This is a genomic window from Gemella haemolysans (genome assembly GCF_028308085.1).
In the GTDB taxonomy this organism is placed as follows: domain Bacteria; phylum Bacillota; class Bacilli; order Staphylococcales; family Gemellaceae; genus Gemella; species Gemella haemolysans_D.
This window is the reverse complement of record NZ_JAQMFS010000075.1, coordinates 54,041-75,399: the sequence shown is the minus strand read 5'-3', so window position 1 is coordinate 75,399 and position 21,359 is coordinate 54,041. Positions and strand designations below refer to the sequence as shown.

22 protein-coding genes, 2 tRNA genes and 1 other RNA gene are annotated in these 21,359 nt (G+C 29.6%); 2 read left to right on the top strand and 23 right to left on the bottom strand.

What is annotated here, in order from left to right; all coding sequences use genetic code 11:
* Positions 1-198 precede the first annotated feature (198 nt).
* From rlmD to PNO30_RS06455, 5 genes are all read right to left on the bottom strand, one after another.
* On the bottom strand, positions 199-1,539 hold the full coding sequence (rlmD, locus tag PNO30_RS06475; protein ID WP_271987589.1) for a 23S rRNA (uracil(1939)-C(5))-methyltransferase RlmD: 1,341 nt from the start codon (positions 1,537-1,539) through the stop codon (positions 199-201).
* Positions 1,540-1,630: 91 nt separating this feature from the next.
* Positions 1,631-2,077 carry an ACT domain-containing protein gene (locus PNO30_RS06470; protein WP_271965415.1) on the bottom strand — a complete coding sequence of 149 codons (447 nt, stop codon included), beginning with the start codon at positions 2,075-2,077 and terminating at the stop codon, positions 1,631-1,633.
* Positions 2,078-2,089: 12 nt separating this feature from the next.
* Positions 2,090-3,394, bottom strand: coding sequence for a GTPase ObgE (gene obgE / locus PNO30_RS06465; protein WP_271987588.1), 1,305 nt, complete (start codon positions 3,392-3,394; stop codon positions 2,090-2,092).
* 179 nt (positions 3,395-3,573) lie between these two features.
* Positions 3,574-3,647 (bottom strand) — tRNA-Asn (locus PNO30_RS06460).
* 20 nt (positions 3,648-3,667) lie between these two features.
* A tRNA-Gly gene (locus PNO30_RS06455) sits at positions 3,668-3,741 on the bottom strand.
* A 374-nt stretch (positions 3,742-4,115) separates the two neighbouring features.
* On the opposite strand from PNO30_RS06455, the gene PNO30_RS06450 reads away from it, so the two are divergent.
* The gene (locus tag PNO30_RS06450; protein ID WP_271987587.1) at positions 4,116-4,664 is read left to right on the top strand and encodes a cell wall-binding protein; all 549 of its coding nucleotides are present in this window, start codon (positions 4,116-4,118) and stop codon (positions 4,662-4,664) included.
* A 108-nt stretch (positions 4,665-4,772) separates the two neighbouring features.
* Here the strand turns inward: PNO30_RS06450 and PNO30_RS06445 are convergent, their stop codons facing one another.
* From PNO30_RS06445 to fsa, 3 genes are all read right to left on the bottom strand, one after another.
* Positions 4,773-5,120, bottom strand: coding sequence for a nucleotide pyrophosphohydrolase (locus PNO30_RS06445; protein ID WP_271965412.1), 348 nt, complete (start codon positions 5,118-5,120; stop codon positions 4,773-4,775).
* Positions 5,121-5,337: 217 nt separating this feature from the next.
* A complete protein-coding gene (rpmG, locus tag PNO30_RS06440; RefSeq protein ID WP_003145675.1) occupies positions 5,338-5,487 on the bottom strand; it encodes a 50S ribosomal protein L33 in 150 nt (49 codons plus the stop codon).
* Between the two features lie 155 nt (positions 5,488-5,642).
* Complete coding sequence (fsa, locus tag PNO30_RS06435) at positions 5,643-6,296, bottom strand: fructose-6-phosphate aldolase (RefSeq protein ID WP_271987586.1); 654 nt, start codon at positions 6,294-6,296, stop codon at positions 5,643-5,645.
* Between the two features lie 146 nt (positions 6,297-6,442).
* Here fsa and PNO30_RS06430 point away from each other — a divergent pair, with 146 nt between their 5' ends.
* Complete coding sequence (locus PNO30_RS06430; protein WP_003146626.1) at positions 6,443-6,802, top strand: hypothetical protein; 360 nt, start codon at positions 6,443-6,445, stop codon at positions 6,800-6,802.
* A gap of 85 nt (positions 6,803-6,887) precedes the next feature.
* On the opposite strand, the gene PNO30_RS06425 is transcribed toward PNO30_RS06430, so the two are convergent.
* The 15 genes from PNO30_RS06425 to PNO30_RS06355 form a co-directional block, all read right to left on the bottom strand.
* Positions 6,888-7,730, bottom strand: a complete 843-nt coding sequence (locus tag PNO30_RS06425; protein ID WP_271965410.1) for a DegV family protein — start codon at positions 7,728-7,730, stop codon at positions 6,888-6,890.
* Positions 7,731-7,748: 18 nt separating this feature from the next.
* Positions 7,749-8,177 (bottom strand): DUF1836 domain-containing protein, encoded by a 429-nt coding sequence (locus PNO30_RS06420; RefSeq protein WP_271965409.1) that lies wholly within the window; start codon positions 8,175-8,177, stop codon positions 7,749-7,751.
* 126 nt (positions 8,178-8,303) lie between these two features.
* A complete protein-coding gene (locus PNO30_RS06415) occupies positions 8,304-9,665 on the bottom strand; it encodes an MATE family efflux transporter (protein ID WP_271987585.1) in 1,362 nt (453 codons plus the stop codon).
* A gap of 86 nt (positions 9,666-9,751) precedes the next feature.
* Positions 9,752-10,016, bottom strand: an RNA gene (ffs, locus tag PNO30_RS06410) — signal recognition particle sRNA large type.
* A gap of 149 nt (positions 10,017-10,165) precedes the next feature.
* Complete coding sequence (locus PNO30_RS06405; RefSeq protein ID WP_271987584.1) at positions 10,166-10,423, bottom strand: hypothetical protein; 258 nt, start codon at positions 10,421-10,423, stop codon at positions 10,166-10,168.
* 42 nt (positions 10,424-10,465) lie between these two features.
* Positions 10,466-10,915, bottom strand: coding sequence for a threonine/serine exporter family protein (locus PNO30_RS06400; protein WP_204641217.1), 450 nt, complete (start codon positions 10,913-10,915; stop codon positions 10,466-10,468).
* Positions 10,916-10,925: 10 nt separating this feature from the next.
* Positions 10,926-11,696, bottom strand: coding sequence for a threonine/serine ThrE exporter family protein (locus tag PNO30_RS06395; protein WP_271965406.1), 771 nt, complete (start codon positions 11,694-11,696; stop codon positions 10,926-10,928).
* Positions 11,697-11,721: 25 nt separating this feature from the next.
* A complete protein-coding gene (locus PNO30_RS06390; protein ID WP_271987583.1) occupies positions 11,722-12,402 on the bottom strand; it encodes a tRNA (adenine(22)-N(1))-methyltransferase in 681 nt (226 codons plus the stop codon).
* Between the two features lie 15 nt (positions 12,403-12,417).
* Positions 12,418-13,626 (bottom strand): DNA polymerase IV, encoded by a 1,209-nt coding sequence (locus PNO30_RS06385; RefSeq protein ID WP_271987581.1) that lies wholly within the window; start codon positions 13,624-13,626, stop codon positions 12,418-12,420.
* 114 nt (positions 13,627-13,740) lie between these two features.
* Positions 13,741-15,603: a ribonuclease J gene (locus PNO30_RS06380; protein WP_271987580.1), complete on the bottom strand. Its 1,863-nt coding sequence runs from the start codon at positions 15,601-15,603 to the stop codon at positions 13,741-13,743.
* Positions 15,596-16,372 carry a ribonuclease HII gene (locus PNO30_RS06375; protein WP_271987579.1) on the bottom strand — a complete coding sequence of 259 codons (777 nt, stop codon included), beginning with the start codon at positions 16,370-16,372 and terminating at the stop codon, positions 15,596-15,598. The genes PNO30_RS06380 and PNO30_RS06375 overlap by 8 nt, the downstream gene beginning before the upstream one ends.
* Complete coding sequence (ylqF, locus tag PNO30_RS06370; protein ID WP_271965400.1) at positions 16,362-17,240, bottom strand: ribosome biogenesis GTPase YlqF; 879 nt, start codon at positions 17,238-17,240, stop codon at positions 16,362-16,364. The genes PNO30_RS06375 and ylqF overlap by 11 nt, the downstream gene beginning before the upstream one ends.
* 275 nt (positions 17,241-17,515) lie before the next feature.
* Complete coding sequence (locus PNO30_RS06365; RefSeq protein ID WP_271965399.1) at positions 17,516-18,841, bottom strand: MFS transporter; 1,326 nt, start codon at positions 18,839-18,841, stop codon at positions 17,516-17,518.
* Positions 18,842-19,334: 493 nt separating this feature from the next.
* Positions 19,335-19,997 (bottom strand): methionine ABC transporter permease, encoded by a 663-nt coding sequence (locus PNO30_RS06360; protein ID WP_003146643.1) that lies wholly within the window; start codon positions 19,995-19,997, stop codon positions 19,335-19,337.
* The gene (locus PNO30_RS06355; protein ID WP_003146644.1) at positions 19,997-21,010 is read right to left on the bottom strand and encodes a methionine ABC transporter ATP-binding protein; all 1,014 of its coding nucleotides are present in this window, start codon (positions 21,008-21,010) and stop codon (positions 19,997-19,999) included. Before PNO30_RS06355 ends, PNO30_RS06360 begins: the two co-directional genes overlap by 1 nt.
* Positions 21,011-21,359 lie beyond the last annotated feature (349 nt).

The window sequence follows — 21,359 nt, the reverse complement described above, 5'->3', positions numbered from 1 at the left end:
ATAGCGTTTATCCTCCCCTTTAACAAATTAGTTCGATTGTCCAGAAATTTCGGTATTACTGGGCTTAAACAGCTATCAGTTCCTAATCCTTGATATCAATACAACACACTCGGAGGTTCAAACCTTCTTTTCATATCAAAGGTTTCTCCCCTCATTCTACGAGCACTATCCGAGATTATAAAATATTCTTCTACTTCTCTAATTATTTCGTTCAAGAAGTGTTACCGCTTCCACATGATACGTTCCTGGGAACATATCTACAGGTTGCACTGCACCTAGTTTATAACCTAGACCTCTCATAATTTCCATATCTCTAGCTAATGTTGCTGGATTACAACTAACATATACTATCTTTTCTATTCCCATTGAAGCTAAATCTCTTAAGAAGCTTTCTTCACACCCTTTTCGTGGTGGATCAACGATAACTGCATCTAATTTCACATCTTGTGAGATTAATTTTTTAATTACATCTTCACTCTTACCTAGTAAAAACTCTACATTAGTTATATTATTATTTTTCGCATTTTCGCGAGCATCTAAAACAGCCGCTTCTACTATTTCAATACCATATACTTTCTTAACTTTCTTAGCTGCGAATAGACTTATGGTTCCAATACCACAGTAAGCATCAATTATCGTATCAGTTTCTTTTAATTCTGCAAGTTCCAACGCTTTACTATATAATACCTCTGTTTGAACTGGATTCACTTGATAAAATGAACGAAGTGAAATCTTGAACTCTATTCCGTCTAACGTGTCAGTTATGTAGTCTTTACCAAAAAGTTTTTCAGTTTTATCACCAAAGATTACATTTGTCTTCTTGTCATTAATATTTAACATAATACTAACAATTCTATCGTCTAATTTAGATATTTTTTCAACAAATTCATCTAGTTTATTAAACTTCTCCTTCGCTACAATACCAACCATAATTTCACTTTTCAGGGTATTTGTTCTAAACATAATATGTCTAATAGCACCTGAGTGATTGTTTTCATCATAAACAGATAAGTTAAGCTCTGAGATTAGACTACGTAATTTATTCATCAATACATTATGTTCGTCATATTGAATAAAACATTTTTCTATATTAACAACATCATGGCTTCGTGGTTTATAATACCCCATCTTAACCTCGCCATTAACTTTTTGTACTGGAATCACAGATTTATTACGATAATGGTATCCATCTTCCATTCCTAGCGTATCTAATACTTCGATAGAATCTTTTCCAAGAGCTTTATCCATAACATTTTGAACTTTTTTCTTTTTAAACTTCAACTGTTCTTCATAGTTCATATGAACTAAATTCGCCCCTGAAGTTTTGGGAATACCATCTACTCTATTTTTAGAACTTTCAATAATATTAAGAACTTTTCCGTAACCAAGATTTTTCTTTAATTTAATTATCTTAAACTCAATTACTTCACCTTCTATAACATCTTCAATAAAAATCGGAAAATTGTCAATTTTAACTACACCAAGACCATCGTGGGTATAATCTATAACTTTCCCTTCGAATATATCATTTTTTTGCATAATTCACCTTTCTAAAATAAAAAGGAGAACAGCTATAGGAAACTGACTTCCCTACTCTGTTCTCCTACATTTAATATCTATTAAACTATCTTTACATGCTTAAACCAATTACTTTAATTGAATTAACAAACTCAAGATCTTTAATTCGTTTATTTAATTTTTCAATATTTATATCACCTGAGCTAAGCTCTAAAGAAATAATTATCGTAGCTTTTGCATTAATCGGTACTGTTTGGTGAATAGTAAGAACACTACACTTCTCTTCATTAACAACCGCTAAAATTTTACCTAATATTCCTGGAATATCATCAACATCAATAGACAACGATAGAATTGATTGTCTTTTCACATCTTGAATTGGAAAAATTGTATCTTTATATTTATAAAATGCACTTCTACTTAAATCAAATCTTTTAGAAGCTTCTAAAATTGATAATTTCGAATCTTCTTCTAAAGCTTTTTTCATCGCCAACGTCTTCTTTACAGCTTCTGGCAATACATCTTCTCTAATTATATAATAAACTTTTTCTTTATCCACAGTGGTTATCTCCTACTCTACGAATTCAAACTCACCTTTAAGAATTTTAACCGTATCACCGTTTTTACATCCTCTTTCACGTAAAGCATCATCTACACCCATAGAACGCATTTGTTGAGCAAAACGTCTAACAGAAGCATCACGGTTAAAGTCAGTCATTAAGAATGCACGTTCGATACCAGGTCCACTTACTACATAAGCACCTGTGTCATCACGAGTAATCTTGAATGTTTCATCCTTAGGTTTATGTTTATAAAGAACTCTGTTTTCCATACTTTCTTCTTCAGTATCAAGTTCATATAACGTATTTGGATCTGTGTTATCTAGAATATCACTTACTTTATAAAGTAAATTATCTATATTACTACGTGTAAATGCAGAAATTTCAACGATATCTACATCTTCACCGTCATTTTCTAATTGTTTTTTAAATTCTTTAAGATTTTCACTCGCAACTGGAATATCCATCTTGTTAGCTACCACTACTTGAGGTCTTTCTAAAAGTCTCATGTTATATTCTGCTAACTCTTGGTTAATAATTTTATAATCTTCATATGGATCACGTCCATCAGTTGCTGACATATCTACTACGTGAACAATAACTTTCGTTCTTTCGATGTGACGTAAAAATTGGTGACCAAGACCTACACCTTGGCTAGCCCCTTCGATTAATCCTGGAAGGTCAGCCATAACAAAACTTCTGTGGTCTTTTGTTTCTACTACTCCAAGATTTGGCGCTAATGTTGTAAAATGATAATCAGCAATTTTTGGTTTTGCTTTTGATGTTATTGATAATAATGTTGATTTACCAACAGAAGGGAATCCAACAAGACCTACATCCGCCATAAGTTTTAATTCTAAAGTCAGATTTCTTTCTTCTCCTGGTTCACCATTTTCAGCGATTTCTGGCGCTGGGTTTGAAGGTGTTGCGAAACGACAGTTTCCGCGTCCACCACGTCCTCCACGAGCTACTACTACTTCTTGCTCGTGTTCTACTAAGTCTGCTAATACCTCTCCAGTATCTGTATCACGAATTACAGTCCCAGGTGGTACTTTTAAGTATAAATCTTTAGATTTTCTACCGTGCATACCTTTACTCATTCCGTTCTCACCATTAGGTGCTACGAATTTCTTTTGGTAACGATAATCCATGAAAGTTCTTAAACCTTCATCAACTATAAATACAACATTTGCTCCACGTCCACCGTCACCACCTGCTGGACCACCTTTTGGAACATACTTTTCTCTTCTAAATGCTACTAATCCATTCCCACCATCACCTGATCGGACGAATATTTTTACCTCATCTAAAAACATAAAAATCTCCTATACAATTCTCTTTATTTTCTTAAATTTCAACTTTTAAACTATATAAAATTCAACATGATAAAAGTTCATATACCATGAACTATTATAACATAATTTTTCCTTTAATAATAATATTTAGCGAGATTTTAAACAAAAAAATATACGGCTGCATACACAGCCGTACTTTACTCCACAGGCAGGACTCGAACCTGCGACCCTCTGATTAACAGTCAGATGCTACTACCAACTGAGCTACTGTGGAAAAATCTCTAAATAAAAAAATGGAGCGGGTGATGAGAATCGAACTCACAACATCAGTTTGGAAGACTGAGGTTTTACCACTAAACTACACCCGCATAAATATTTGTTATTAACTTATGTATTAATTATATAATAGATATTATAGTTTGTCAACAACTTTTTTAATTTTTTTTTATTTTTTTAAAATTTTCTAATTTTGTTAGCTTTACTAAAGAATTATTTTGAAAAACAAGAAACATCTATAGAAAAATTAACAATTTTTTCAATTGATAATATATAGTATAATATTTTTCTTTTAATTTGTAAAGGTATTTTTGCAATAAGCTATAAATTTTATCCCAACACTAAAATTTTAAAATGTAATTAACATATATTGACCAGCCTATTCTAGTATTATATAATTTTTTTATATAGAGGTAATTCAAGATATTTTATAAAAATTAAACATTATCGATTAGGAGAAGGAAATATGAAATCTAAATTACTATTTACAGTTTTATTATCAGCTTCTGTAATTCTAAGTGGGTGTTCATTATTTAAAAGAGATCTAATTAGACAAAGTAAATCTACAGCAGAAAATAAAACGACAACAACAAAAAATGAAAATTCGTCAGATAAAGTATACGGACTTAATGAAGAATGGATTGTAGATGGTCAATGGAGATTAAAAATAACAGAGGTTAAAACTACTCAAGATAGAAGTAAACATATCAAAGATAAAATAGCACAAGTAGTTATCATAAAATATACTTATGAGAACTTAGGTTTTAAAAATGAATATCAAGATCTATTTTTAGCTCCTAGAACAGTTATTGATGGAGCAGAAAATGAGGCTAGAATTTATCCAGTTAATTCTTCAAAATATCCCGAATCTACTCCAATTGGTGCAATTTCAGAATCTGCTATGGGATACGGTTTAAGTGTAGAAAGTGACAAAATTAAAATTTCTTTTACACAATTCGATAAGGATGGTAAAAAAATGGAAAATGCCACTTTCGAAGTCCCAGTAACTAAATGATAAAATAAAAAGGTTTGATATAGTAATTTGATTTTACATCTATCAAACCTTTTTTTATTAATAGTTTATCAATATTTTTAATAATAAAGAAAAAGTGTTAAAATTTATCTAGTTTTTTTCTTTCACTTCTAGTTCTGTATATTTTTTATTTGATCCAAAACTTTCTTTAATAGGATACTTATTAGAATTACTAATTAACTTATCTGTAATAATTTTTTCTACATCAAGATTTAAATTGTCTGCAAGCATAAAAGCATAAATAAAAACATCTGCCAATTCTTCTTTAATTTGTGGTAATTTTTCTGATACAGTTACCTCTGATGTTTTCCATTGAAATAGTTCTAATAATTCACTAGCTTCTAGAGATATTGATATTGCTAAATCTTTTTCATTATGGAATTGTCTCCAATTTCTCTCATCTCTAAACTTATTAATTTTTCCTATAGTCTCTTTCATTATCCTTCACCTCGAATTCATTATAACATTATATTTAGATAATTTCATTATCCATATTTATAATGTGTGGGTCAAGTGCGGGTCAACTCACAATTAAAATATATTATTCAAGTGTACCTTTATACTATCAAAGGAATATCAAAACACAGTCAAAACATTGTCAAAAGGCAAAACAAAAAGCCTTAAACGTTGATACTTTAAGGCTTCTCTTACTTTATTATTTAGTTTCTCTGTGTAAAGTCACTTTTTTTAATCTTGGACAGTATTTTTTAAGTTCAATACGGTCTGGATTATTTCTTTTGTTCTTTTTAGTAATGTAGTTTCTGTCACCACATTCTGTACAAGCTAATGTTACATTTACGCGCATTAATATAACCTCCTATAAAATTTAATCTTAACAACTTTTTCATACAACAAAATATATTATAACATTACTTTATAAATATTTCTAGTATAAAGTGTAAATTTTTTAAATTTTTTTAAAGAAATATAACTTTATATTACGTAAACTATTTCTATCGATTACTCACCAAATACTTTATAGTAATCTTGTTTGAATTTTTCTATTCCAATATCAGTTAATGGATGTTTAACCATTTGTTTAATTACAGAATAAGGAACAGTAGCAATATCGCATCCTAATTTAGCACATTCAGTAACATGAATTTGATTTCTTACACTTGCTGCGATAATTTGTGTATCAATATCATTATTAGCGAAAATTTCCACTATCTCTTCTATTAATAATAATCCATTATGAGAAATATCATCTAATCTACCTAAAAATGGAGAAACATATGTCGCTCCAGCTCTAGCTGCTAATAACGCTTGAGTTGGACTAAAGATTAGAGTAACATTTGTTTTAATTCCCTCTTTTTTTAATACATTTACAGCTTTTAATCCATCTTCAGTCATAGGAATCTTAACAACCATATTAGGATGAATTTTTGCAATTTCTCTTGCTTCTTCTAGCATATCCTTCCAATTAGTAGTAGTCGCTTTTACTTCTCCACTAATAGGACCATCTACTATTGAAGTAATTTCCTTAATAACTTCTTTAAAATCGCGTCCTTCTTTTGCTATTAATGACGGATTTGTAGTAACTCCACTAACTACTCCTAATTCATTAGCATTTCTAATATCTTCGACATTTGCTGTATCTATAAAAAATTTCATTATATTATCCCCTCTCATTTTTATAGTAACCTCATAATATCACATTCAGAAAGTGTTTTCAATTTTATAGCTTAAATTATAACTATTTCTTTATTGTTTTTCAATCCAATATATGATAGAATAACACTATAATTAGGAGGCAGATGATGAAGAAATTTTTAGAAAAAGTACCATATTTAATTTTTTCTTTCTTTTTATTTATAATACTCCCTCTGTGTTCTTATTTTATATCAAATAGATCTGGGATGATAATTTTATTATTAATTATCCTATACCCTGTTATTAGTTTTCTAATTTCATTTCTATATGCATATAATAAAGAAGACTTTAGCTATATTTTCTCATTTATTATAGGAATTTTTTATATAATATCATGTTTAATCATTTTAAACTTTGATATTCTTATCTATGGTTTAGGGTATATATTCTTCAGCCTTTGTGGTCAAGGGACTGGTTTTTTAATTGGGAAGTTTCGAAAACGTAAAAAAAGAGCTAAGCAGAGTTAGTTAAATTTATCAAAAAGAGAAGAAGTGTTTTTTGTAATACACTTCTTCTCTTTTTAATATTAATTATACTATTCTAAAATACGGATTATATTTCATATCCTAAAAGCATTCCGCCTTCTTCACCATAAAAGCTACAAATTCCAGATGTAGGAACTATAATAAATTCTACATTCGAGAATTTTTCTTTTAGTTTTTCTTCTATCTTTTTACAAATATTTTCATTATTTCTATGTGTAATTACAGCTCTACCACCTTTATATCCAGCTTTAATCATCTCTTCAACTACAGTTGATATCGCCTTTTTCTCACCACGTACTTTATGAAGTAAATGTAGAGTTCCTTCTTTACTTGCCTCTCCTACCATACGCATATTTAATAACCCTACTACAGCAGCTGCCAATTTTGATAAACGTCCATTTTTTACAAGATTATCCACTTTTTCTAAAGAAAAAATTAGTTTCGTATTTTCTTGATATTTTGTCATTTCTGAAACAACTTCATCAAAAGATAATCCTTCTTTTATTAATTCATTTATTTTAAGGAGAAATAAATCATTTTGACCACCTGCAGAAAGAGTATTGATTATATGAATATTAGCCTTTGAATTTTCTTCTCTCAACATCTTTTCACCGACTACTGCACTATTGTAACTTCCTGACATTCCACCTGTAAGAGTTAGAACTATAACATTATCTGCTCCTTTATACGCAGCTAGATATGCCTCTGGACTAGGACAAGCTGATCTTGCCGGCTCTGAACTAGCATATATTTCTTTCATCATTTCGTCAATATTTAAATCTAGCGTATCTACATAAACTTTATCTTCTATTTGTAATGAAAATGGCACTCTCTCATAAGTAACATTCTCAGCTTTATTAGGAATTTCTCTAAAATCGCAAGCAGTATCAACTACAATTTTCCACTCCATAATTTACCTCCAAGTATTTTATTTTAACTTTTCTACTAGATCATGCGTTTTTTTATATAATCTCACAGTATCACAGGCTGCCACTATTACTTCTGCTAGTCCCTCTCTCTTCTCTCCATTCATACACATAACAAAATTATCATACATCTCTTCAGAACTTCCCTCTGAAGTCAAGCTATTTATTGTCTTACTAATCTCTTGAATTGAGAATACATTTTTTAAACATGTAATTACTATTAATCTTGCTAATTGTTTTCGATTATATTTTTTCTTAATTGGTTTATCTAAGTGACCATTTTTTACATAATTATTTATCATCGCTGAAGTTAAACCCTTATCATCATCGACAATTGAGGAATTATCTAATCGATTAACGTATAATAGTACTTGATCTAAGTACAAATCAATATCTGGTAACTCAGACCATTTTGGATATACTTTGTTCATATTCTTTCCTCCTTCTTATCTAGTTCTGATAATCACATTATATAGTTTTTCAAAATTAGAGTCAAGTGATTATACAAGTAAAATAAAAAAAATTTTGTAGTATTTAAATTTACTACAAAATTTTTACTATTTAGCTAATTTTATTTTTTTCTTAATTCCTCTTCTCATATATAGATAGTAGAATAAGACACCTAAAGCATATACTGCAAGTCCTATTATCCAACCTATCCATAAACCTTCTATACCAATACCTTGTTTAAAAACAAAATAATAAGCCGTAGGAATACCTACTAGATAATAACCGATAAACATTACCACACAAATCGGTACAACTTTTTTGTATCCACGAAGCACTCCTGCTAGTGCTGATGCAAATGAATCACAAATAGCAAAACCAATTGCGAATAATAATAGCTTAGCTGTTAAAGTTATTACTCCGCTATCACTAGTATATAAATACGGAATTTTTGTATCAAATAACCAGACAATTAATCCAGCTATTGTTGAAAATATCATTCCCATTATTACCGTCAGTTTTGTATACTCTGTTGCCATTTTATAGTCTTTTGCTCCTACATGAAATGCTATTATAATTGTTGCAGCATTTGCAACACTAACTGGTAAAGTATATAAAAATCCAGAGAAATTTAACGCAGCTTGATGGGAAGCAATAACTGTCGTATCAAAACGTGACACCATTAAAGATAACGTTGAAAAGACAACCGTCTCAAGTGCTGTAGCTAGAGCTATTGGAACTCCTAGCTTAAAGATTTCTCCCCATTTTTCAAATCTAATTTTTTCTTTTTCGAATATTTTATACTTATTAATTTTAGGGTTTGTTAGCACTATAAATAATGCGATGAAAAATAATACTGTATATGTTACTGAAACAGCAATTGCATTTCCAGCTCCACCAAGCTCTGGCATACCAAACTTCCCAAAAATGAAACTATACGCAAAAAATACATTTACAGGTACAGACACTATCATCATTATCATCGATAATCTTGTCAATCCTAAACTATCTATAAATGAACGTAAAACTACATACAAGAAGATTGATAGCACTCCAAAACTTTCATAAAACAGATAGTTCTTTGTTATTTCTGCAATATTACTATCCATACCTAATTGGTCTACTATTGGTGTTGCTAAAGTATTTAATCCAACAATTAAAACAATACTAATAATTACAGCTATGTACAGAAATTGTCTAACTACTGTAGGTATCTCTTCTTCTTTATTTTTTCCAATCAATTGTGAAACTATCGGAATTAATGCTAAAACGATCGCATTTAAAGTATACATAATTGGATTCCAAATATTAACACCCATACTCACACCAGCTAAATCTGTAGGACTATAGTGTCCCGCCATGAACGTTCCAATCATCCCAGATGAATATGAAATTACTTGATACACTAAAACAGGCAATAGTAATTTAATAAAAATACTTGCTCTTTCAGAAAAGTTTTTTCCTTGATACATATGTTCTCTCCTTTATATATTTTTTCTTTTTTTACATAAAAAAAATCCAAAAGCGAATTTACTTTTAGATATCATCGATTTATACTATATGCAACCGAGACTTGAATAGATTAAAAAACCGTTAGTCTAATCGCCAACTCAACCTCGACAAAAACTCACACCCACAATAGACTTACTTAATGCTGCTTCCTTCCGGACCTGACATGGTTCATAAGTATTGCGTCGTAAGGTGCCTTAGTCTCAACATTACGTGTTAGACTCGACATTCCCTATTCTACCCGCATCTCGGTATTCGGTCTTGCTAAAGCGGATTGCAAGTACAGGGCACCGCTAACTCCCCACCTAGCATTTTTTAATTATATCAAATTTAAATGTAAAAAGCAAGGGATTAATAAAAATTCAAAAATAAACTCCAAATTAGTACTTTATATAGTAGCATTATAATTTTTCAACATAATGTCTACTACAAAAATACTATTTTAGAGTTTTTCTAACATTTATTATTTTAACTTAGTTAATTCATTTAATTCTAAGATACATTCACCTTCACTAATAACTAAACAAGGTATACCAATTTTCATATTTCCTCTTATTCCTTCAAACTGTGTGTAAGTATCTCTTACAAATAAGAACTCTTTAAAGTTTTTCAACGAAGACATAACTTCTACTTCTTTATAAGAAATTCCTAATTCTGCTAGTTTTTCTTTAAATGGTGCAGTATCTGGACAAGTTTCTGCAAAGTATAAAATATATTTCATAATAATCTCCTTTTATAAAATCTTTCTTTTATTATATCACTTTTAACGTTTTCTTTGTATTTTTACCCTCTGAATTGAAGAAGAAAATACAGATGCTAATAGTATCCCCATTGCTATTGCTCCAGCCTGAAGGAGTGTTTCCATCCCCACTTTTGAAGCTACACCATAATTCTTTGTTACTATATTTTGCATTGTATTATACATACCATATCCTGGCACTAACGGCACCATCCCTGTATAAATAAATATAGTAGCTGGGAGCTTTAAAAGCTTAGATGCATTTGTTGATAATATACCAACACAAACGGCACCTAAAAAACTACTCACAACAACGTCTGCTAATAACAAGTTAACTACCACTTGAATTAACCAACCGATAGCTCCAATCAGTCCACAAGTAAACAATGATTTTCTCGGCGCATTAAAGAAAATTGCAAATGCTACACTAACTACAAAACCTGCAATAAATTGTATAAAAACATTATTCTCCATAAATTTCTCCTTACACCAATTTCAATCCCATAACCACACCAAGTGCAATAGCTGTAGATACAAAGATTGCTGCCTGTATTCCAATCATCCCCGATAAATAATCACCAGCCATAAAATCACGTACAGCATTGGTAACCTGTACTCCAGGAACAAGTGGCATTAATCCCGCAATAATAATACTAAAAGGATTATGTATTAAGAAAAACTTGTTTAACACCATTACCAAAATGGTAGCTATAAATGCCCCTAAAAAATTACTCACAAAAGATGTAAGTTTATATTTCGCAGTTAAAGTCAAGAACATAGCTTCTATTGCCATAATAAAGAATGCGTATAAACTGTCCTTAAACGTTCCTCCAAACATTATCGCAAAAAAAGGACCCGATAAGGTTAAAGCAATAATCACAGAAGTATTTGAATATCTTTTTCTGGCCTTTATTTCCTTCATTTTTTTGAAGGCATAATCTAAAGTACAACCACCCATTACCATTCTTCTTGAGATATCATTTAATAGCGCAATTTTTTCTAAATCACGATCTCCTAATACGACTCTTCTCATCGCAGTATAAGTATTATCATCATAAACAAAAGAGACAATTACAAAGTTATATGTCACTAGACTATTTGCAGCTTTTATATTATCAAACGATCTATAAATTCTATTTACAGTATCTTCTACTCTATATACTTCAGCTCCATATGACAACATACTTTTAGCTATTTTCATACTAAAATTCAATAACATTTTAGCTTCTTTTTCATCACGTAAAGACTGTAACATACCTTCCCTCCTCTTAAATAAATCATTATGAAATAATTTCTAATATTTTTTTATATTTATTTTTAAATTCTTTCACTTTATTCTCTTGAATTTCTGTTGCTTTTTCAAGTTGATTTAAAATATACTCAATTTTAGACAGCTCTAATTTTTGTTTTTTTACAAATAGCTCATTCTTTTCTACTAACAAATATTTTCCAAAGTTTATTTCATCTTCTGATAAATTCATAACTCCTGGTTTTGCTACTATAATTTCATAAATATGACCGTCTTCTTCGATAATATTTTCCGCAGTTATTTCATATCCTAATTCTTGTAACTTTTCTCTAACGAAGTTTTCACCAACATTAGGTTGTAATACTAGATTTGGTTTATTTGCTAATTTATCTTTTCCTTTTTCTAAAATATCAGCAATTAGCTTACCGCCCATACCACATATTGTAATTACTTCTATATTATCACTTAATTCTATAGCATCTAGACCGGCAGCTTTACGACAATCAATAACTCCTACAAGGTTTTCTTCTTGTACATTTTTTATTGATACTTTGTGCGGTCCCTCAACTATTTCTCCAGCTACCGCAAAATCAATTTTATTGTTTTTAGCCAAAAAAATAGGTAAATATGCATGATCACTACCAATATCCGCAAGTCTTCTATTTTCAACATATTCAGCTACTAATTTTAATCTTTTATTAATTGCTAACATCATTTCTCCTTTTTATTAATCAAGAAAATCCTTACTAAAACTCGTTGTAATAACAGATTTTTCTTTTTTTTCTATATTTTCAAAGTTGGTTATTATTTTATCACCAAATTCAGCTTTTAACTTTTTAGAAAGTTTTCTTAGTCTTTCTTCTTCTTTGTAATCTTTCTTATCAAAAATATCAAGTTGTACCTTGAGTTCTTTTGACTTTTTAATATCATTTAGCGAGACCCCAAGCAATCTAACACCTTGTGAAAAATCATAATGTTCCAGTAAAAGTTCCCATGCGTAATTAAAAATATCATTTTTGCTAGATATAAATTCTGGAATTTTTTTAGATCTAGTAATAGTTTTAAAATCACTAAACCTCACCATGATTGAAATATTGTTTCCTACATAGTTACGTGATTGAACCCTAGAACTCACTTTCTCACTTAATTTCTTAATTTCTTTTAAAATATCGTCTTCGTCTATTAAATCATTTGTGAATGTTTTTGAATTTCCAATTGATTTTCTATCAACTGTATATTTTAATTCATCGCTACCTTCTCCATTAGCCCTATTCTTTAATCTTAAACCTTGAACACCTAATAGACTGTGTAGAATCACCTCATTCGCTTCAGCAACATCACCAATAGTATTAATACCAATATTTTTAAGTTTTTTTGTAGAAGCTTTCCCACAACCGTGCATTTCTCCAATATCCAAATTCCAAAGGATATCTTTAAAATTTTTTTTATTTATAATTGAAAATCCTAGAGGTTTTTTTAAATTCGAACCCATCTTCGCGAAAAATTTATTAAAAGATACTCCTACCGATGAAGGCATTCCTAATTGTTTATATATTCTTCTTTGTATTGTGGCTATTACTTTTATTGGTTCATGAAAATCACTTAAATCTATATAGGCTTCATCAACAGAAACTATCTCAATTTTATCTGTATATTCTCGTACTAGATCAAAAATCATCTTTGATTCCTGCTGGTATTTCGGCATATCAGGTCGAAGAATTTTAATATTAGGATAAATCTTTCTAGCATCTCCTACACGCATTGTAGTTTTTATCCCTAAATTTCTCGCTTCATAATTAGAGGTTACAATTATTCCATGTCTTGTTTTCACTTCTCCTGCTATTGCTAAAGGTTTCCCTTTCAATTCAGGATTGTATTTTTCTTCTACACTTGCATAAAAGCAATTCATATCAATATGAGCAATAACTTTAGACATTTTTTCACCCCTTTTAATAGACTAAAAAACGGGAACAATAGGGTTAGTGTCAATTAAATTTTTAATATATCAATTGAACCTACCCTATTTTAATTTCCCGTTATATTTTCATTATTATACTAATGAAAAGTTAATTATTATTATTGGTTTTCTCTTAGTATTGTCATATAGTAAGCTAGATAACATACTTCTTATCTCAGCCTTAACAGCTGCACATTCTCTAATACTCTTAATTGGATTATTTTCTAGATACTCAATTACTTTTTCTTCCGCTTCTTTAATCAGTTCCATACTCTTTTTAACATAGACAAAACCTTTTGTTTGAATAACTGGTTTCCCTACTAAAGTTTTCTCTTTTTTACTAATTGCATATGAAGCTACGAAAATTCCATCGTTAGAAAGTAATTTTCTATCTTTTAGAACACTATCTTCTACATCACCTATTCCGCGACCATCAACTAATATGTTCCCTACTGGAATATTATTTTGTAAAGTTTTTGACTTACTTCCACTGATTTCCAAAGTTGTCCCTTTAGATAAGATGTGAATATTCTCTCCAGCTACACCAGTTTCTGCAGCAATTTCTGCATGTTTGCGAAGGTTTCTAAATTCCCCTTGAACTGGAATAAAATGCTTAGGCATAAGCATGTTTAACATCATTTTTAGTTCTTCTTTTGTTGCATGACTTGCAGCGTGTAGACGTTTAGAAGCTGTAACAACATTTGCTCCAAGTTTAACTAATAGGTTTAGTGTCTGGAATAACATTACTTCCATATTTGGAGATGGTGTCGCAGCAACCATAATCGTATCTCCAGATTCAATCTGAATTCCATTAACTTTTTTCTCAGCGATATTTTTCATCGCCTCAATTGGTTCTCCTTGATCTCCAGATGAAAGAATACATACTTCGTTTTGTGGATAGTCTTTTAATTCTTCAATTGAAATTAAATTACTATCTTCAATTTGTAAGTAATTCATATTTCTTGCAGTATTGATAGATGCTTCAATAGCTTGACCTAAAAGTAAAATTTTTCTATTTTGAGCCAGTGCTGCTCTAACAATATGAGAGATTGTTAAAAAGTTAGAAGCATAACATGTTACTATAATACGTTTATTCGCTTGATAAAATGCATTATCAATTTGCTCAGCAGCTTCATTCTCAGGAACATTATATCCCTTAACGTTAGCATTACTTGAATCACTTAGTAAAGCAAGAACACCCTTTTGACCTAATGTACTAATTTTTACGATATCAGATTTATATTCTTTACTTACTGATTGGTCAAATTTAAACTCACCAGTATAAACAATATTACCTTGACTAGTTTCAATACAAATACCTAAAGAATCAGGCATTGAATATGTTGTCTTGAAGAATGTAACACTAGCATTATTGAAATCATATTTATTGTTATCTTTTACATAGTAAAACTTAATTCTTCTTTTTATTCCTAATTGTTTAAGATGATTTTTTAATAAATCAATTGTTAACTTAGAACCATAAACAGGACATTTTAGTTTATCAATAATATAAGGAACTGCCCCCATTGAACTTACGTGACCATTTGATAAAAATACTCCTTTAATTTTTTGTTTATTTCTAACTAAGTAACTAATATCAGGTATAACAGCATCAATACCGATCATTTCTGTTTCAGGGAACATTAAACCTGCATCAAGAACATAAATTTCGTCACCGATTTCTATCATATACATATTTTTAGCTACTTCTTCTACCCCTCCTAATGGAGTAATGCGAATTTTAGCTAACTTTTTTGATTTATTTTGTTGAGATTTAGCTTTGTTTTCATTATTAATATTCTGTACTACTTGTTTCGAGCTATTTTGTTGCTCTTTAGCCTCAACTTTTTTTGAATTCTTAGGTCTAGTATTATTTTTCTTAGACGCTTGATTATTATTTTTCGGGCTATTGTTCTTTTGTAAATTTTTAGCAATACTTATTCCGTTATTACTCATTTTTTCCTCCTTGTAACATTGATTTTATTGGTTCGAAGTCTCTTCTATGAATTGGTGTAACACCATACTCTTTTAGACCTTCTAAATGTTTCTTTGTTCCGTATCCTGCATTATTTTCAAAACCATAGTTTGGATACTGTTTTGCATATTCTTTCATTAAATTATCACGATAAACTTTCGCCATTACTGATGCTGCTGCAATAGATACACTCTTCTCATCACCTTTTACCATACTAAAATTAGGTATAGGATAATTTTCAAATGGCATAGCATCTATAAGTAGAAAGTCCGGTTTAACTTCTAACTTTTCAACCGCTCTTTGCATTGCTATACGCGCAGCGTTATAAATATTATATTTTTCAATTTCAATATTATCAACTTCACAAATAGCATAAGCAACAGCCTCATTTTTTATCTGTTCATATAGTGCTTCGCGTTTCTTTTCAGATAATTTCTTTGAATCATTTAATCCTTCGAAATAACTTTCTCTTTTTAGAATTACCGCGGCAGCAACTACTGGTCCAGCGAGCGGTCCTCTACCTACTTCATCTATTCCACAAATATACTTACATCCATTATTATAACATTTATTTTCGTAAAATGACTTTTTTTCATACTCTTTTTTATAAAAAAGTTTTTTCTCTTGCTTCTTAGCATAACTTAGTAGTAGCTTTTGAACTCCCGATCTTTCATCTTTTTTTAGTTCATTTAATATTTCCTCGGAAATGATTTCTTGGTTTAAGAGTTCTTTTACCTCACTAATTTTCATTTTGTTCCTCATTTTCTAATAAATCATTATAATTATCTAACGTAATAAGTCCAAATTTTTGTGTTCTAAAATCTTGAATTAATAGTTTAATTGTTGAATCATAATCATAGTCTCCACCAATTTTTTTAAATCTTTTTTCAGCTACTTTCTCCATGATAAATACATTTTCATCATCACTATTAACATTTATCTTATATAGATTATTTAGATTTTCTAAATAATTTTCTTTTAAAAGCTCAATTAAATATAAACTAACATCATCAAGTGGAGTAATGTCATCTTTTATAGAACCAATTAAACTTAATTTTTTACCAATTTCTTGATTATCAAACTTCGGCATAAGTATTCCTGGAGTATCTAATAATTCTATATCTTTGTTTAATTTTAGCCATTGTTGTTTTTTAGTAACACCAGGTTTATTAGCAGTATTAGCCACATTTTTCTTAATCAGTTTATTTATAAACGTCGATTTACCAACGTTAGGTACACCTATTACCATTGATCTGATTGCTCTTGGTTTAATTCCTTTTGCAACTTGGCGAGCTATTTTTTCTGCTAATTCTTCTTTTGCTTTATCGATTACTTTGTTTAAGTTATTACTATTTTTTGCGTCAGTGTACACCACAGTATACCCTTTATTCTCGAAATAATTTTTCCATTTTGCTGTTTCAGCTCTGTCACATAAGTCAATTTTATTAAATATAATTATCTTCTTTTTATCTTTAACAACTTCATCTAGGTACATATTATGTGAAGAAAGCGGACAGCGTGCATCTACTAACTCAAAAACTATATCTACTAGTTTCAGTTTCTCTTTCACTTCTCTTGTTGCCTTGGCCATATGCCCCGGGAACCATTGAATAACCATAAATTTAACTCCTTATCTTTTTATTTTTAAAAATTCTATTATTTTATACATTCTTTACTATTTTACCACATTTTCAAGTTTTTTTAACCTATTTTGATGCTAATTATTCGTAAAACATTAATATTTTCAAATTTTCTAATTCTATAATTAATATTTTATTTTATAAAAATAAAAAAAAGGAATGACCCAACAAAATCGTAACTTCCTAAAAAATGATTTTGTTTGGTCAGTTCCATTACAAATATTTATTTTCAAATTTTATATTTTGGTATTATTTAGATAACGAAATTAATACCAAAAACTTTTAGTTTAATATTACTTGTCTTCGGTCTTGTTTCAGGAAACTCAGAAACAAATACAATATAAATTACACTTCCTAATAAGTAGAATATTAAAGATGATTTATACCCCATATGATTTAATACAATACTCCACATAAAATTAAATAAAGTATAAATTGCGTAGCCAAAAGCCCAAAATATTCCAAACATTATAGTTAATCTTTGCGAATTCATTTTAGGTAATTCGTATGGTATGTTTAAGTATATTGGATATTGAGAATACATGAAGAAACCTGATAATGCAAACATTAAATATGAGATGATAGCACTGCTAGAAACACATAAAAGTCCAATCGCCATAAATCCTATCATTAATACTCCATGAATCATTAAAAATGGTTTTCTTCGAAAATCTAATCGTCTTGTAACTAACAGACTAAATAGTGTTCCAAACAATCCTCCTATTGTAACAGTTAGTATCATTACTTCTGGTTTAAAATGAGTATTGTTCGCATGTTCTGCTATTACTCTAGGTAGAGATACAAGTGGCATAACATATAAGAATAAGAAGCCACCAAATCCTAACGAGAATACATAAATAAATTTATCTTTAAAACCATCAGCATAAGTATATTTTTTCTCTTCAACTTGGTGTATAGCTTCTTTTGATCTCATCAAAGATTCGTAGACAAAATGATTCGGATGCTTCCAAGTAATTGTTGGCTCAAAATCACGAGATATTAATAACCATAACACTAGAAGTATTATACTGAAAATACTAAATCCTATCATCGTGTATCTCCAGTCTACTATAAAATACTTCTTAAATAAAAGAAATAAAATTGCAACTAAAGCAGCTCCGATATTATAAGATGCTGTAATAATTGTACTAGTAATAATTTTTTTATCATTTGGAATAAATTTTGCAACAAATGAGTTTATAAAAACGATTATCATAGAACCACCGAATCCCATTATCATTCTTGATATTGTATATAACCAATAACTATGTGTAAATATTGCAAAAAATGAAAAGCATAGACAAAATAATGCGATTAAAGCAGCCTTTTTAGGATGTAATTTAATCAATATAAATGCAGCTAATAAATTAGCAACAATTCTTGAAATAGTAATAGTATAGTTTACAACCTCAGATATTATAGGAGATACCTTCTCACCATTAAAATAATAATCTGTAATCTGTTTTGATAAAGTAGAACCCGCCACCCAGTTAGTAGCAAATACTACATAAGCTGTAATAAGAATCGAAAACATAATAATTCCTTGTTTTCTAGTAGGGGAGTTAGATATTGTTTGCATAATATTGTACCTCTTTCTTTATTAAAAATATTACAGGTCGACCTTGTTGTATAACTGTTTTTTAATGTAACCTTAGTTTATTACAAAAAGAGAAAAAAATCAAGAAAACCTTTTCTTTTACATAGATTTATCATAGAATATTTTCATATTTTCAATGGTGAAAGCATGAAAATGAACCTTCTTAATTACTGAAAGTTATTGCATTCTAATTAATTAAATTAAAACAATAAAAATACAAACAAATATATAATCGAAAATAAAATTATAATAATTTTTTATAAAAAACACTTTTAAAATCCCCTAAGTGTCTTTAACCTCTAAATATATACTTTTCAAATAACTAATCATTTAGAAACATATCATTAATTAACAATTTCTTAGCTCTTATATTTATAATTTAAATAAACAAAACACCCATTTTACTAGATAATAATTTATCCAATAAAATGGGTATTCATAATTTTTATAAACTTCTATTGTAAACTGTAAACTCTTATCTTTTATCTACTTTCTTAACAATAGTATCACCAAGAATTTGAAGTGCAAATACTATTATTAATATTAACACTGTTGCAACAAATGTTAAAGTACTGTTATTTCGTTGGAAACCATCTAAGTAAGCTAAGTTACCTAGTCCACCAGCACCGATAACTCCTGCCATCGCTGTTGATCCAACTAATGCTATCGCCGTAACAGTTAATCCTGAAATTATTGCAGGTAAACTCTCAGGAATTAAAACTTTCAGAATAATAGTAGTTTTTTTAGCTCCCATTGCACGAGCTGCTTCGATTACTCCTTTATCTACTTCACGTAATCCGATTTCTACTAAACGAGCATAGAATGGTGCAGCTGAAATAATAAGTGCTGGAATTGCAGCTTGAACACCTATAATTGTACCGATTAACGCCTTAGTGAAAGGAATTAATAATACAATTAAGATAATAAACGGAATCGCTCTAAAGATATTAACAATTGCTGTAACAACTGTGTAAAATCCACGTCCAAATGTACTCTTACTATTAGATGTTAAGTATAGCAGTAATCCTAAAAATAAACCAATGATAAACACTGCGATTAATGACTCAAAAGTCATAATTAGTGTTTCAATTGTTTTGTCTTGTACTTTATCCCAATTAACTCTTGAAAAATCAAACATTATAACACCTCCGTTAAAATACCTAGTTCATTTAATCTAGCTATTACTTTATCTGTATTTTCTTTAGAACCAATTAATTGAACGAACAGCGTACCTATATTCGCATTTGCTGTCTTATCAATGTGACCATTAATAATATTAAAATCAAAATCAATTTCTTTTATTAATGTACTAAGAATAGGTTTTTTCGAAGTATTATTGTCAAAAGTAAATTTAATAATAATACCATCTGTGAATACCTTCTTCCACTCTTCGATATTTTCTCTCTCTTCAAATTCCGAAGCAAATGAAGTTTGAGCTAAGAATTTCTTCGTAACTTCTTGTGTTGGGTGATAGAAGACTTCAGACACAAGTCCATTTTCAGCAATTGTACCACCATCTATAACAGCAACTTTTGTACAAATAGTTTTTATTACATTCATTTCATGAGTAATTAAAACAACAGTTATGTTAGTTTTGTTGTGAATTTCTTTAATAAGATTTAATACTTCAGCAGTTGTCTCAGGGTCAAGCGCACTTGTCGCTTCGTCACAAAGTAAAATTGAAGGATTACCTGCTAATGCACGTGCAATACCTACCCTTTGCTTTTGACCACCTGATAATTGAGAAGGATAGGCATTTAATCTGTCTTCTAATCCAACTAACTTAGCCAATTCCTCTACTCTTTCTTTAATTTCAGTTTTTGATTTTCCTAAAATTTCTAATGGAAATGCAATATTTTCAGCAACAGTTCTACTCCATAATAGATTGAAGTGTTGGAAAATCATTCCGATTCTTTGACGTTTTAATCTACGTTGTTCTTCAGTAATTTTATTGAAATCATCCCCATCAATAATTACCTCTCCATCTGTTGCCACTTCAAGTCCGTTTAACAGCCTCACTAACGTACTTTTTCCAGCACCAGAATAACCAATTATACCGTAAATATCACCTTTTTCAACTTTTAAATTAATATCCTTTAGCGCATGAACTTTATTATTATAAATCTTATTTACTTTTTTTAATTCAATCATGTCTAGCTCCTTTCTCTTTTTAAAAAATAAAAAACACCCTTACTCCATCACGGAATAAGGGCGTTATACGCGGTACCACCTTATGTTTTACTTATTACAACTACTAACATAGTCTATCCTATAACGTGGATCGCCGAACAAAGTTTACAATTCTGTTTACCTTATTAACCACTCGAACCATTTTCACATATTTCATATTATACCTTTTCAGCTTACGGTACTCTCTTTAAATATTACATATATTACTTATACGAGTATTGGTTTTTATTAATTTCTATTAAGTATATCATTATACTTTTATAGTGTCAAGTATAATTTTTGAAATTATACTTTGAAAATTCTGAAAATA